At 65.4% G+C, this 13,575-nt stretch carries 16 protein-coding genes and 1 tRNA gene; 10 read left to right on the plus strand and 7 right to left on the minus strand.

Features of this window, described 5'->3' with window-relative positions; all coding sequences use genetic code 11:
- Window position 1: 1 nt before the first annotated feature.
- Complete coding sequence (locus IB275_RS20570; protein ID WP_192290770.1) at window positions 2–1,597, minus strand: FAD-binding oxidoreductase; 1,596 nt, start codon at window positions 1,595–1,597, stop codon at window positions 2–4.
- A 159-nt stretch (window positions 1,598–1,756) separates the two neighbouring features.
- On the opposite strand from IB275_RS20570, the gene gliR reads away from it, so the two are divergent.
- A complete protein-coding gene (gene gliR, locus IB275_RS20575) occupies window positions 1,757–2,785 on the plus strand; it encodes an AraC family transcriptional regulator GliR (RefSeq protein WP_192290772.1) in 1,029 nt (342 codons plus the stop codon).
- Between the two features lie 30 nt (window positions 2,786–2,815).
- On the opposite strand, the gene IB275_RS20580 is transcribed toward gliR, so the two are convergent.
- The gene (locus tag IB275_RS20580) at window positions 2,816–4,030 is read right to left on the minus strand and encodes a molybdopterin molybdotransferase MoeA (RefSeq protein WP_192290774.1); all 1,215 of its coding nucleotides are present in this window, start codon (window positions 4,028–4,030) and stop codon (window positions 2,816–2,818) included.
- A complete protein-coding gene (gene moaB / locus IB275_RS20585) occupies window positions 4,027–4,566 on the minus strand; it encodes a molybdenum cofactor biosynthesis protein B (RefSeq protein ID WP_192290776.1) in 540 nt (179 codons plus the stop codon). Before moaB ends, IB275_RS20580 begins: the two co-directional genes overlap by 4 nt.
- Window positions 4,567–4,636: 70 nt before the next feature.
- Here moaB and mobA point away from each other — a divergent pair, with 70 nt between their 5' ends.
- The 3 genes from mobA (at window position 4,637) to IB275_RS20600 (ending at window position 5,757) form a co-directional block, all read left to right on the plus strand.
- Window positions 4,637–5,224 carry a molybdenum cofactor guanylyltransferase MobA gene (gene mobA / locus IB275_RS20590; protein ID WP_192290778.1) on the plus strand — a complete coding sequence of 196 codons (588 nt, stop codon included), beginning with the start codon at window positions 4,637–4,639 and terminating at the stop codon, window positions 5,222–5,224.
- 91 nt (window positions 5,225–5,315) lie between these two features.
- Entirely contained in the window at window positions 5,316–5,537 is a 222-nt protein-coding gene (locus IB275_RS20595; protein ID WP_081519426.1) for a YgdI/YgdR family lipoprotein, read from the plus strand.
- Between the two features lie 143 nt (window positions 5,538–5,680).
- Window positions 5,681–5,757, plus strand: a tRNA-Pro gene (locus tag IB275_RS20600).
- 113 nt (window positions 5,758–5,870) lie between these two features.
- On the opposite strand, the gene IB275_RS20605 is transcribed toward IB275_RS20600, so the two are convergent.
- From IB275_RS20605 to IB275_RS20615, 3 genes are read right to left on the minus strand one after another with little or no spacing between them, the layout of a single operon-like run.
- Entirely contained in the window at window positions 5,871–6,746 is an 876-nt protein-coding gene (locus IB275_RS20605) for an NAD(P)-dependent oxidoreductase (protein ID WP_192290780.1), read from the minus strand.
- A 52-nt stretch (window positions 6,747–6,798) separates the two neighbouring features.
- Window positions 6,799–7,038, minus strand: a complete 240-nt coding sequence (locus IB275_RS20610) for a glutaredoxin family protein (protein WP_081519424.1) — start codon at window positions 7,036–7,038, stop codon at window positions 6,799–6,801.
- Between the two features lie 28 nt (window positions 7,039–7,066).
- Window positions 7,067–7,624 (minus strand): TetR/AcrR family transcriptional regulator, encoded by a 558-nt coding sequence (locus IB275_RS20615; RefSeq protein ID WP_192290784.1) that lies wholly within the window; start codon window positions 7,622–7,624, stop codon window positions 7,067–7,069.
- A 194-nt stretch (window positions 7,625–7,818) separates the two neighbouring features.
- Here IB275_RS20615 and IB275_RS20620 point away from each other — a divergent pair, with 194 nt between their 5' ends.
- The 3 genes from IB275_RS20620 (at window position 7,819) to IB275_RS20630 (ending at window position 10,802) form a co-directional block, all read left to right on the plus strand.
- Window positions 7,819–8,415, plus strand: coding sequence for a glutathione S-transferase family protein (locus IB275_RS20620; protein ID WP_192290786.1), 597 nt, complete (start codon window positions 7,819–7,821; stop codon window positions 8,413–8,415).
- 71 nt (window positions 8,416–8,486) lie between these two features.
- Window positions 8,487–9,353: an MBL fold metallo-hydrolase gene (locus IB275_RS20625; RefSeq protein ID WP_192290788.1), complete on the plus strand. Its 867-nt coding sequence runs from the start codon at window positions 8,487–8,489 to the stop codon at window positions 9,351–9,353.
- Window positions 9,354–9,530: 177 nt separating this feature from the next.
- Window positions 9,531–10,802, plus strand: a complete 1,272-nt coding sequence (locus IB275_RS20630; RefSeq protein WP_192290790.1) for an OprD family porin — start codon at window positions 9,531–9,533, stop codon at window positions 10,800–10,802.
- A 65-nt stretch (window positions 10,803–10,867) separates the two neighbouring features.
- Here IB275_RS20630 and IB275_RS20635 read toward each other — a convergent pair whose 3' ends face one another.
- Window positions 10,868–12,076 carry an ammonium transporter gene (locus tag IB275_RS20635; RefSeq protein ID WP_192290792.1) on the minus strand — a complete coding sequence of 403 codons (1,209 nt, stop codon included), beginning with the start codon at window positions 12,074–12,076 and terminating at the stop codon, window positions 10,868–10,870.
- A gap of 404 nt (window positions 12,077–12,480) precedes the next feature.
- On the opposite strand from IB275_RS20635, the gene IB275_RS20640 reads away from it, so the two are divergent.
- From IB275_RS20640 to IB275_RS20650, 3 genes are read left to right on the plus strand one after another with little or no spacing between them, the layout of a single operon-like run.
- Complete coding sequence (locus IB275_RS20640; RefSeq protein WP_045211754.1) at window positions 12,481–12,798, plus strand: ElaB/YgaM/YqjD family protein; 318 nt, start codon at window positions 12,481–12,483, stop codon at window positions 12,796–12,798.
- A gap of 15 nt (window positions 12,799–12,813) precedes the next feature.
- Window positions 12,814–13,194 (plus strand): phage holin family protein, encoded by a 381-nt coding sequence (locus IB275_RS20645; RefSeq protein ID WP_192292462.1) that lies wholly within the window; start codon window positions 12,814–12,816, stop codon window positions 13,192–13,194.
- Window positions 13,191–13,535, plus strand: coding sequence for a hypothetical protein (locus tag IB275_RS20650; protein ID WP_192290794.1), 345 nt, complete (start codon window positions 13,191–13,193; stop codon window positions 13,533–13,535). The genes IB275_RS20645 and IB275_RS20650 overlap by 4 nt, the downstream gene beginning before the upstream one ends.
- Window positions 13,536–13,575 lie beyond the last annotated feature (40 nt).

Genomic DNA, 13,575 nt, shown 5'->3' on the forward strand with positions numbered 1-13,575 from the left:
CTCAGTCCTGCAGCAGAGTGCCGGGGTTCAACCGGCCGGACGGGTCGAAATGCCCGGCCAGCGCCTTGATCGCGGCCATGCCCAGCGGGCCCTTCTCCACCGGCAGATAGGGAGCGTGGTCCTTGCCCACGCCGTGCTGGTGGCTGATGGTGCCGCGATTGTTGGCGATGGTCTGGCTGGCGGCGTGCTTGAGCTTGCGCCAGCGCTCGTGGGTTTCCGCGTAGCTGGCCGCCGGGCGGAACACGTAGGTGGTGTAGATGCTCGAGCCTTCGCCGTAGACGTGGGACAGGTGAGTGAACACGTGCACACGCTCGCCCTCGGCAGCCAGGCCATCGCGCAGGCTGGCTTCAATGCGGTTCAACAGGCTGTCGACGTTGGACCAGTCGGTGGCGGTTTCCAGGGTGTCGACCGCGTAGCCGTTCTCCCATAGCGCCTCGCGCAGGTAGGGGAAGCGGAAGCGGTTCTGCGCCCATTTCTTGCCCAGCAGGGTGCCGGTGAACACGCCGCCGAAGCCCTTGAGAATGCGCCGCGCGGCACGCAGCGAAGTCGCGTTCTGGGCACGGTCGCCGGTGACGCCGAAGGTCAGCATGCACTTGCCCTCTGCCGCGCCGCGCAGCTTCAGGTAGCGCTCCAGCCAGGCAATCTGCCCCGGATGGCCGGCCAGCGCGAGCTGGGTGGTGGTTTCCACGGCGTTGGACAGACGCAGCATGGACAGCGGTACACGCGCCTGCACCAGGGTGCGGATGCCTTCCAGCGCCTGCTCCCAGGACGGCAGGAACACCGCGTAGAAGCGCTCATCCTCGGCGATGCGCATGACCCGCACCTTCACCGACGAAAGAATGCCGAAGCGGCCTTCGGAGCCCATCACCACTTCGCGCAGGTCGGGGCCGGCGGAAGATGCCGGGAAGGTCGGGATGTCCAGGCTGCCGGCGAAGGTTTCCAGGGTGCCGCCGGCAAACAGTTGCTCGATGCGCCCGTAGCGCAGCGACTGCTGGCCGCTGGAGCGGCTGGCGACCCAGCCACCGAGGGTGGAGAGTTCCCAGGACTGCGGGAAGTGGCCCAGGGTATAGCCACGGGCGCGCAGCTGGCTTTCCACCTGCGGACCGTTAGCGCCAGGGCCGAAGGTGGCGATCAGGCTCTGCTCGTCCAGCTCCAGCAGGCGGTTCATGTGCTCCAGGGAAACGGTGAGCACCGCCTTGTCGGAGGTTGGCGGGTTGATGTGGCCGGCCACCGAGGTGCCGCCACCGTAGGGGATCACCAGGCAGTCCCAGAGCTCGGCGAACTTCAGCAGCTCGCGGATCTGCTCGGCGGTCTGCGGGTAGGCCACGCCATCGGGGAACACGCCGAACTCGCCTTCGCGCATCGCCAGCCAGTCCGGGAGGCTCTGGCCACGGGCGTGCAGCAGGCGGTCGCGGGCTTCGCGCACCACCAGCGGATGCTCGGGCAGACGCGAGGCCGGCACCCTGGCCAGCACCTGTTCCAGCGTCGCGTCCGGCAGCGTCAGGCCGGGACCAACCAGTTCGGCGAGAAAGTCGCGCCCGTTGCCAGGCAATTCCACCACCGTCGTTTCTTCACCCCAGCCATTCCAGCGTCGCATGCCCGCTCCTTCTTGTTCAGGGTCTGAACCCGCTAATTCGATTGCTATTTCGGTGCCGCTTGATGGCTGCCTATACTAGCCAGCCGCCCTGCCCTGTCACTGTCGGATCAAGACAGGCGCAGTTGCCGATCGAGACACCGAAGAACAAGAACTCACGCCATGCATTCCCTCGGCTACACATCCGTCCCCGCACTGCTGAAATACCTGCGCCACGCCGAGTCCCTCGGCATGGACCTGGACGTCGCCCTCCAGGCGGCGGGCCTTGAACGCTCGCAACTGAGCGACAATAGCCAGCGCCTGCCCAGCGAGGCCCACGAGCGCCTGCTGCAGCACCTGTGTGCGCACTCGGGCGACCCACTGTTCGGCCTGCACTCGGCGCGCTTCGTGCAGCCGGGCTCATGGAGCGTGCTGGGCTACATCACCATGAACTGCGCCAACCTGGGCGAAGCCATGGGCCGCATCATTCCTTACGAGAAGCTGGTCGGCGACATGGGCGTCAGCCGCCTGGAGCCGGGCGAAGGCCACATCAAGCTGATCTGGAACTGCCGCCACGACGCCGCGAAGATTCGCCGGCACATGGTGGAGAACGTACTGGCGTCCTGGCTGCTCTATGCGCGCTGGATCGCCGACACCAATGGCTCGCCGCAGGAAGTCTGGTTCGAGCACGCGCAGCCCGAGGGCACCGACGTCGCCGAATACGAACAGCTGTTCGGCTGCCCGGTGCGCTTCGAGCAACCCTTCAGCGCCCTCCTGGTCCCCCTGCAGCTGCTCAGCTACCCGCTGCGCCAGGCCGACGCCAACCTGCTGCGCACCCTGGAAGAACACGCCCTGGCGCTGATGGCCGAACTGGACGACGACGAGCCGCTGCCGCTGCGGGTGAAGAACGCCCTGCGCCTGCTCCTCAAGGACGGCCTGCCGCGCAAGGAGCGCGTCGCCGAGCGCTTCGAAATGACCGTGCGCACCCTGCAGCGCCACCTGCAGCAGGCCGGCACCAGCTACCAGCAGATCCTCGACGAACTGCGCCAGGAACTGGCCGAGCATTACCTGGTGCACAGCGATCTGCCGATCCAGGACATCGCCCAGTACCTGGGCTTCACCGAATCGCGCTCGTTCCATCGCAGTTTCAAGGGCTGGACGGACCAGACGCCCGGCGAGTATCGCCAGCAGCATAAAAAAACGCCGGTCTGAGACCGGCGTTTTTCATAGGGTTCCTGGCGCTCAGTCCAGCAGTTCGCTGAACGGAATGAAGGTCAGCCAATCGCCTTCGGCCAGCGTCGCCCCCTCGCGCACTTCCGCCAGTCCTTCGGCCCAGGCGGCGCTGCGCAGCACACCGGAGCTCTGATTGGCGTAAGGCACCGCACGGCCATTCTCCAGGCGCGCGCGCAGGTACTCGCGGCGGTTGCCTGGCTTGGTCCAGTTGAACCCGGCCGGCACCTGCAGGCGCAGCGGCTCGACCTTCTGCATGCCGAGGCGACGCATCAGGTAGGGCCGCGCCAACAGCGCGAAGGTCACCAGGGTGGAGGCGGGATTACCCGGCAGGCCGATCACCGGCACCTGCTGGTAATGGCCGACGGTCAGCGGCTTGCCCGGCTTGATCGCCAGCTTCCACAGCGCCAGCTCGCCCGCTTCACGCAGGGCCGCACCGAGGAAATCCGCCTCCCCGACGGACACGCCGCCGGTGGAGAGGATCAGGTCCACATTCGACAGGCCGGCCAGGGCCGCACGGGTGCGCTCCAGGTCGTCCGGAAGGATGCCCGCGTCCACCACCTCACAACCGAAGCGCTGCAACCAGGTCCGCAACAGATGGCGGTTGCTGTTGTAGATCTGCCCAAGCGCCAGCGGCTTGCCCGGTTCCACCAGCTCATCGCCGGTGGACAGCAGTGCCACGCGCGGACGGCGGCGCACTTTCACTTCGGCGTGGCCGAGCGATGCGGCCAGCCCGATCTCGATCGGCCCCAGGCGCGTGCCGGCCGGCAGCACACAGTCGCCCTTGCGGGTTTCCTGGCCCTGCGGGCGTACGTGCTGACCCACCTTAAGCGCTTCGAGGAAACGCACGCGGCCGTCCTCCAGCACCTCGACGTTTTCCTGCATCTCGACGCAATCGGCGCCCTCGGGTAACGGCGCGCCGGTAAAGATGCGCACGCAGGTGCCCGGCTGCAGCGGCTCGCCCGCCTGCCCGGCGAAGATTTTCTGGCTGACCGACAGCGGCTCGCCCTGCCAGTCGGCCTGGCGCAGCGCATAGCCGTCCATCGCACTGTTCGGCCACGGCGGCAGGTCCAGCCCGGCGAGCAGCGGCTCGGCGAGCACGCGGCCGTCAGCCTCGCTCAGCGGCAGGACTTCGGTATCGAGGATCGGAGACTGCTCCGCCAGGCTCAGCAGGCGCGCCAGGGCGTCCTCGACCGGCAGCAGTCCCGGCTTGTCGCAGCAGCTCATCCGCGGCTCTCGCAGGGCGCCGCCTTCTTCAGGTGAGGCACGAAGTTGCAGGGGCGGTGGCTGGCATTCAGTTGCTCGCCGAGGATGCCGTCCCAGGCGGTGCGGCAGGCGTTGGTGGAGCCCGGCAGGCAGCAGACCAGGGTGCCATTGGACAGGCCGGCCAGCGCGCGGGACTGCACGGTGGACGTGCCGATATCGGCCACGGAAATCTGCCGGAACAGCTCGCCGAAACCGTCCACCACCTTGTCCAGCAGGCAGGTCACCGCCTCCGGGGTGCTGTCGCGGCCGGTGAAGCCGGTGCCGCCGGTCACCAGCACGACCTGCACTTCGTCCTCGGCGATCCAGGTCGCGACCTGGGCGCGGATGCGGTAGAGGTCATCCTTGAGCAGGACGCGGGCGGCCAGGTTATGGCCGGCGGCCTTCAGGCGGTCGACGAACAGCTGGCCGGAGGTGTCGGTTTCCAGCGTGCGGGTGTCGCTGACGGTGAGGACGGCGATGTTCAGCGGGACGAATGGCTGCTCGGCCTTGTGGCTCATGATGAGGGCCCTTGCTTGTGAGGTTGGAATGCGCGGTGTTATATCACAGGCCCGCCCCGGAGACCCTGACATGCCACAAGCCCCGCTGCCCCCCTGTTCCGTCCTGATTCTCGCCGGAGGACGCGGCCAGCGCATGGGCGGCCAGGACAAGGGCCTGCTGGAGTGGCAGGGCCGTCCGCTGGTGAGCTACGCCGCCGCCCTCGCCCGTCCCTTCAGCGACGATCTGATCATCTCCTGCAACCGCAACGCGGACGTCTACGCCGGCTTCGCCGACCGTCTGGTACAGGACGACAGTGCGGACTTCCCCGGCCCGCTCGCCGGCATCCGCGCGGGCCTGGCCAGCGCGCACCACACCCACCTGCTGGTACTGCCCTGCGACGCGCCACGCCTGGATGCCGACTTGCTCGAGCGCCTGCTGCGCGCATCCGCCGCAGCGCCGGACATCGTCCACATGCTGCGCTGCGGCACGCAGTGGGAACCGCTGTTCAGCATCATCCCGGTGGTGCTGCGCGCCCAGATAGAGGAGGCCTGGGACCAGGGCGACCGCAGCCCGCGCCATGTCTTCTCGAACCTCGGCCTGCAGGCGGTGGATTGCCCGGCCGGCGACCCGCGACTGGCCAATCTGAACACCCCGGAGCTGCTCTATCACGCCCGATAGCGACAGAGTCGAAAATTTTCCGGGAACTATGCTGCAAGGCACCCGGTCAGACTTTTCGTACTTTTTTGTTCGCTCATCAGGAGATTCACCCATGAACAAACGGATGCTTCCCGCCTTCCTGCTCGCCCTGGGCTTTAGCGTGCTCGCTGGTTGCTCCACTCCGTCCGTCATCACCCTGAACGATGGACGCGAGATTCAGTCGGTCGACAAACCCAAGTACGACGAAGAATCCGGCTTCTATGAGTTCGAACAGCTGGATGGCAAAACCGCCCGCGTGAACAAGGATCAGGTACGGACCGTCAAGGACCTCTGATTCGCCCGGCGGTGGAAACGCCCCGCAGGCCCTGAGCGGTCTGCGGGGCGTTGGCATTTTCATGGGGGCGAAAAGATTTTTCAAATATTTTTCGCTAACCCCTTGTGCATCAAAAGTTTTTCGGTAGAATGCGCGCCATCAAACGGAGCGTAGCGCAGCTTGGTAGCGCGTCTCGTTCGGGACGAGAAGGTCGCTGGTTCGAATCCAGTCGCTCCGACCAAATCCCGAAAAACCCGCCTAACGGCGGGTTTTTTATTGCCTGCGATTTTTCCCCAGAAGTAGTCACAGGCACAAAAAAGCCCGTCCACCAGGACGGGCTTTTTCATGGGCGAATCAGAGCTGCCCGGATTTGCGCAGCGCAACCTGCGACAGGGCGCTCCAGTCCCGCTCGCCGTCACCGTGTGCGATGGCTTCGAGCAGGTTGTCACGCAGGAGGCTGGCAAGTGGCAGCGGCACCCGCTGCTCATGCCCGGCCGACAGCGCCAGGCCAACATCCTTGAGCCCCAGCACCAGGCGGAAGCCGGCCGGGTCGAAACGCTGCTCGGCGATCTGCGCGCCGTAGTTGCGGTACACCGGCGCGTTGAACAGCGTGTTGCCCATGATTTCCATGAACTCGCCCGGCGCGACGCCGTAGGTCTTCACCAGCGCCGAGCTCTCCCCCATCGCCTCGATGGCGCTGGCGATCATGAAGTTACCGGCAATCTTCACCGCGACCGCGCGCAGCGGGTCGTCGCCCAGCGGCCAGGTCTTCTGCCCCAGCACGTCGAGCACCGGCTGCGCCTTGGCGATGGCCGCCTCGGGGCCGGCCACCAGGATGTTCAGCTTGCCGGCGGCGGCGACATCCGTGCGGCCGAATACCGGCGCGGCGACGAACTCGACGCCCTGCTCGCGGTGCAGCTCGATCAGCTCACCGACGAAGGCGGTGGACAGCGTGGCCATGCTCAAGTGCACCAGGCCGGCCCTGGCCGATGCCAGGGCGCCGCTGTCGAGCAGCACGGCGCGGGTGGAGGCATCGTCGGCCAGCATGGAGATCACCAGCTCGACATCGAACGCCTGCACAGGGGTGGCAGCGGCGATGGCGCCCAGTTCCACCAGCGGCTCGGCGGCGCCGGGCGAGCGGTTCCACACGACGACCTGGTGGCCGGCCTGGATGAGGTTGGCAGCCATGGCAGCACCCATGCCGCCCAGTCCGAGAAATCCAATCTTCATTGCATTGCGCCTCGCGTCGGTTGATTGAGGAGAGGGAAAGCTGCCGAAATCTTCAGCAGCCGAGGAAAGCGGCGACCTGTGCGGCATCGAAGGGCCAGTTGAGCTCTGCGCCGGAATCGCAGCGGCGCAGCACGGGAATGCTCAGGCCGTATTGCTCGACCCACTCCTCGCGGTCGGCAATATCCACCAGTTCGACCAGCAAACCGTGTTCGACGAAGGGCATCAGCACCGCTTCGGCCACTTCGCAGAGGTGGCAGCCAAGGGTGCCGAAGAGTTGGCATTCCGGGGGCATGGTGGGCTCCAGGGTTGGCGACATGGGTTCAGACTCCGGCGTGCTTGAGCAAAGTGTCGGCCACGGCACGGGCTTCTCGCCCCTGCTGCGCCGGGCCCTGCATGTGCGCCATGACCAGCACGCCTTCAAGCAGGTATTGCAGCTGACGTGCCAGGGCTTCCGGCTCCGTCGCACCCAATCGCGCCAGCTGGGCCGCGAAAAAGCGCCCGAGGAAGGCCTTGTGCTCGGCGGCCTGCTGGTGGATGGGATGTTCGCGGTCGTGGAACTCGCCGGCGGCGTGGATGAAGGCGCAGCCGCAGAAGTCCGGGCCGTTGAGGACTTCCTGCAGGCCGTCGAAGACCGCCAGGATCGACTCGCGCGGCGCGAGTATGCGCTCGGCGACTTCCATGCGCTCGACCATGCGGGCATGGCGCTCTTCCAGCGCCGCCATGATCAACTCGTCCTTGGACTTGAAGTGCTTGTACAGCGTCATCTTCGCGACGCCCGACTCGGCGAGGATGCGATCGATACCGGTGGCGTGATAGCCCTCTCGGTAGAACAGATCCTGGGCGGTGGCGAGCAGCAGCTCGCGTTTGCTGGATGCCATGGCATTACCTCCTGACCGGACATTATGCGCGAGGCTCGGCGCCCATGGGGAGCTGGAACGCCGCCAAGGGTGACAGCGCGGATACCGATTGGCCGACGGTCATTTCGCTTGAACTATACAGACCTGTCTGTCTAATATCTATTCCACCACTCCACAAACGCCGCCCCACAACAACACCGCAAAGGACTCTCGCCATGAAACTCCACGACGTCGCGCTTTCCGGCAACTGCTACAAGGTTCGCCTGTTCCTTGGGCTCATCGGCCAGAAAGCCGAGCTGCTGCCGGTGGACCTGATGGGCGGGGCGCACAAGCGCCCGGCCTTCCTGGCGATCAACCCGCGCGGGCAGGTTCCCGCGCTGGAGGATGGCGAACTACGCCTGGGCGACTCCCACGCCATCCTCGCCTACCTCGCCCGGCAGTACGCCGAAGCGCACTGGTACCCGCAGGACGCTGTCACCCAGGGGCGCATTGCCAACTGGCTGAGCTTCTCGGCCAACGAGGTGCAGCACGGCCTGGCGATGGCGCGTGTGATCCTGCTGTTCAAGCGCCCCGGCGATCTGGCCGCCGCGCAGGCCAAGGGCCGCCACGCCCTCGAGCTGCTGGACGCAACTTTGGCCGACCACCGCTGGCTGGCGCAGACGGACAAGCCGAGCATCGCCGACATTGCCGTCTACCCCTACGTCACCCTGGCGACGGAAGGTGGTCTGGAGCCATCCGGCTATCCCTATGTGCAGGACTGGCTGGCCCGCGTGCGCGCCCTGCCCGGCTACGTCGCGCAACCCGCCTTCTGATTTTCTTCTGACAGGCCACGCCGCCGCTTGCACGGCGGCGCGTCCCTCCGCTCACCGAAAAGGAAACTCCGATGCGTCTGCCATCCCTGCTGCTGGCCGGGCTGTTCGCCCTCGCCTGCCTGAATGTCCAGGCCGCCGACCTGCGCTTCTCGTTGATCCGCACTTCCGGTGTCACCACCCTGGATGCGTTCACCGTGGCCGGCGGCAACTGGACCGAGAAAGTCCCGATGAACCACACCGCTATGCTGATCCAGCACCACGCGGCTACCTTGTTGTTCGACACCGGCCTGGGCAGCCAGGCGGACGCACAGTTCAAGCAGGACATGCCCTGGTGGGACAAGCCACTGTTCCGTTACGAAGGCCTGAAACCGGCACGCGAGCAATTGCAGGGCAGTGGTGTTTCCATCGACCGGATCATCCTGTCCCATGCGCACTGGGACCATGCCTCGGCGCTGTCGGACTTCCCGGAAGTCCCGGTCTGGGCGACCTATGACGAGATCAACTACGCCCATATCGCCCAGCCGCCGGCGGTGTTTCCCAGCCAGTTCCGCCATCCGGTGAAATGGGTGCCCTTCCAGTTCGACTCCGGGCCCTTCCTGAGCTACGACCGCAGCCTCGACCTGTTCGGCGACGGCAGCCTGGTCCTGGTGCCCATGCGCGGCCATACACCCGGCTCGGTCGGCCTGTTCATAACCCTGGATGACGGCCGGCGCTTCTTCTTCAGCGGTGACACTACCTGGCGCCTGTCCGGCTTCACCGGCCCCCGCGAGAAGTTCTGGGTCAGCCGCAAACTGGTGGACAGCAACCGCGACCAGACCCTGGCCGAAGTGGCCCGCGTCCACGAACTGATGCTTGCCTATCCAAAGCTGACCGTGGTGCCCGCCCATGACGCCCAGGTCCAGGACAAACTCGGCTATTACCCCCACTGGATTCAGTGAAAGCCACGCCCGCCGCTGCTCAGCGCTTCAATAGCCAGCTTACTAATCAGCGACTAAGGTCTAAGAGTCGTCAACATTCGGTAATGATTTAGTAGATAGGCTGTAACAGATTGACATGCCGGCCCTGATCCAGCCGGCATCATCAAACTGCCCCAAGCGCTCGAGGAGACAATAACAATGAGCAAGACCCCGATCGCCCGTGCCGTGGCTTTGGCCGCGCTGGGTACCAGCTTTATCCTTCCGACACTCGCCCACGCTGACTTCATCAAGGACAGCAAGGCCACCGTCGAACTGCGTAACTTCTACTTCAACCGCGACTTCCGCCAGGACAGCCCGGCTCCTTCCCAGAACAAGGCCGAGGAATGGGCCCAGGGCTTCATCCTCAAATACGAATCGGGCTACACCGATGGCACCATCGGCGTCGGCGTCGACGCCCTGGGCACCCTGGGCCTGAAACTCGATTCCTCGCCTGACCGCAGCGGCACTGGCCTGCTGCAGCGCTCCTCCAGCGACAAGCGCGCCGAGGACAGCTACGGCGACCTGGGCGTCACCGCCAAGCTGCGCGCGTCCAAGACCACCCTGAAAGGCGGCACCCTGATGCCGAAGATGCCGGTGGTGCAGTTCAACGACACCCGCCTGCTGCCGCAGACCTTCAGCGGTTTCGCCCTGAACTCCGCCGAACTGGACGGCCTGACCGTCGACGGCGGCCGCCTCTACCAGGTCAACCAGCGTGACTCCTCGGACTACGAGGACATGACCATCACTGGCGGCGGCAAGCGCAACATCAAGCTCGGCGATAGCCTCACCTCCAACAAGTTCCTGTTCGGCGGCCTCACCTACAAGTGGACCGACAGCCTGAGCACCAGCTACCACTACGGCGGCCTGGAAGACATCTACAAACAGCACTACCTGGGCCTGATCCATGTGCTGCCGATCGCCGACAAGCAATCGCTGAAGTCCGACATCCGCTGGGCCAAGTCCGATGACGACGGCGGCAGCAACGTCGACAACAAGGCGCTCAACGCCATGTTCACCTATGCCCTGGGCTACCACGCCTTCGGCCTCGGCTATCAGAAGATGAGCGGCGACACCGGCTTCGCCTACATCAACGGCACCGACCCCTACCTGGTGAACTACATCCAGATCGGCGACTTCGCCAACAAGGACGAGAAGTCCTGGCAGGCGCGCTACGACTACAACTTCGCCGGCCTCGGCATCCCCGGCCTGACCTTCATGACCCGTTACGTGAAAGGCGACAACATCGACCTGATCACCACCGATGGCGAAGGCAAGGAATGGGAACGCGACACCGACATCGCCTACGTCTTCCAGGACGGCCCGCTGAAGAACCTCGGCGTGAAGTGGCGTAACGCGACCATGCGCACCAACTACACCAACGATTACGACGAGAACCGTCTGATCGTCAGCTACACCATGCCGCTCTGGTAACCCACACGACATGACGAAAAAGCCCGGCATCTGCCGGGCTTTTTCTTTGCCTCACCATGGAGCAATCAGTCCTGGCTGAGCGCTCCGATCTTGTGGATCGACAGGTCGGCGCCGTAGTACTCCTCTTCCTTCGTCAGGCGGATGCCCACAGCCGCCTTCACCAGGCCGTACACCAGCAGGCCTCCGGCGAAAGCCACCGCCACACCGAGCAGCGTGCCGATCGCCTGGCTGGCCAGGCTAACCCCACCCAGTCCGCCCAGCGCCTGCTGACCAAAGATGCCGCAGGCAATGCCGCCCCAGGCGCCGCACAGACCGTGCAGCGGCCAAACGCCCAACACGTCGTCGATCTTCCAGCGTACCTGGGTCGCGGTGAACGCCCAGACGAACAGCGCGCCGGCCACCATGCCGGTGGCCAGGGCGCCGATGGGGTGCATCAGGTCGGAGCCGGCGCAGACCGCCACCAGTCCGGCCAGGGGGCCGTTGTGCAGGAAGCCTGGGTCGTTGCGACCAACCAGCAGCGACGCCACGGTGCCGCCGACCATCGCCAGCAAAGAGTTCACTGCCACCAATCCACTCGCGCCCGCCAGCGACTGCGCACTCATGACGTTGAAGCCGAACCAGCCGACAATGAGAATCCACGAACCCGCCGCCAGGAACGGAATGTTCGATGGCGCGAAAGCGACCAATCGCCCCTCGCGATACCGGCCATTGCGCTGCCCCAGCAGGACCACCGCCGCCAGTGCCAGCCAGCCGCCAAAGGCATGCACCACGACGGAGCCGGCGAAATCATGGAAGGCAGCGCCGAATTCGGCCTTCAGCCAGGCCTGGAAGCCAAAGTTGCCGTTCCAGATCAGCCCCTCGAAGAACGGGTAGACGAAGGCCACGATCAGTGCCGTGGCGCACAGCTGCGGGCCGAACCGGGCACGTTCGGCGATGCCGCCGGAAATGATCGCGGGGATGGCCGCGGCGAAGGTCAGCAGGAAGAAGAACTTCACCAGCGCGTAGCCGTTTTCGTGCGCCAGCGTCGCCGCCGGCTGCAGAAAAGTGACGCCATAGGCGATCCAGTAGCCGATGAAGAAATAGGCCAGGGTCGAGATGGCGAAGTCCGAGAGGATCTTCGACAGGGCATTCACCTGGTTCTTCAGGCGCACCGTGCCCACTTCCAGGAAGGCAAAGCCCGCGTGCATGGCCAGCACCATGACCGCGCCCATCAGGAGGAACAGCGTGTTGGAACCGTGGACCAGCGTCTCTACGGCACTATTGAGGTTTTCCATCGCTACAGGCAGCCCCGGAGGTCAAGGGGAAAGCACCAAAACGGCTCGCGGCGACCCCGCGTCGCACCACACTGAAGCAGCGGCGCACCACAGAGGAGCCGAGCGCTGAACCAGCATGGCCCACAAGCCATCCGGCCAGCTTCGCAATTTCTTGTACTTCCTTATGTTTTTCAGTGGTTTGAGCTCATATTCCCGGCCGTTTCAGACATCGGGAACGCCCCGCCATGGGGCGCTCGGCTCTCCATGCGCACCAGAGAAATGCAAGCGGCATACCACCGCAGCAGCATTCAGCGGCTAGGCTTCAACTCGCACGCGAGAGCGGCCCCATGATGAATTTATGAGAAACTTTCCAGCGACCCTGGGGCTCGAAAACTAGGAACCTCAACCCGCACAAGGAGCATCACATGCCTCGCAAGACCGCAGTGAACGCCGCCAAGGATGAACTCCTGGCCGAATTCCAGGCCCTCGTCAGCGACACCGAGAAACTCCTGCAGAGCTCGGCTGACCTGGCTGGCGCCGAAGCCGACCAGATGCGCGCGCAGATCCATGAGAGCCTCAAGCGCGCCCGCGATGCCATCTATTCCACCAAGGACTCCGTGCGCGACCAAGGCAAAGCCGCCGTGGACGCCACCGAAGACTATGTCGGTGACCACCCGTGGCAGGCCGTGGGCATCGCCGCCGGTGTTGGCTTCCTCCTCGGCCTGCTGGTCAGCCGGCGCTGATCCATGAGCGACGGAATGGACGCCGGGCCGAAGCCCTCGGCCAACTCCCCTTCCCCGCGGCGCTTCGGCGCCGCGGTCCTCGGCCTGCTGCATGGGCACATCGAACTGCTCGGCATCGAGCTGCAGGAGCAGAAGACCCGTACCGTGCAGATGCTGCTGATGGCCGGCCTCGCGCTGGTCTTCGCCCTGCTCCTGCTGGTCGCCCTGTCGGTACTGGTGCTGATCCTCTTCTGGGACAGCTACCGTCTACAGGCTGCCATCGGGCTATGCGTCTTCTACGTCGGCGGCAGCCTGCTCTGCGCCTGGCGCCTGCACATGCTGGTCAGCGACGAAAGCTCACCGTTCAGCGCGACCCTCGAGGAACTGGCCCGTGACCGGGAGCGACTGTTGCCATGAGTGAAATGCCCGACGCCCGCAACCTGACCCGCGCCGAACTGCGCAAAGCCATTGTCCGCCTGCGCCTGGAAATGCAGCGCCAGCAGATCCGCCAGGAAAGCGAATTGCTGCTGCAACCCCTGAAACAGGCGCGCAGCCTCGGCCAGAACCTGCGCAGTGGCCTGGGCGGCAGCACCCCGCTGTGGGGCGCTGGCGGCGCTGCAGCCCTTGCCCTGCTATTAGGCCGCAAACGCCGCTGGGTGCGACTGCTGCGCGTAGGCATCGCCCTCCTGCCGATCATCCTGCAGATGCGCAGCAAGCCCGATCCGAAGGCCCCGCCCGCCCCCTCGACGCACCTCTGACGTCTAGACTGGCCACATTCTTGCTTAGTGACAGTGAGCT

It is taken from the genome of Pseudomonas sp. PDM21 (assembly GCF_014852505.2).
GTDB lineage: Bacteria > Pseudomonadota > Gammaproteobacteria > Pseudomonadales > Pseudomonadaceae > Pseudomonas.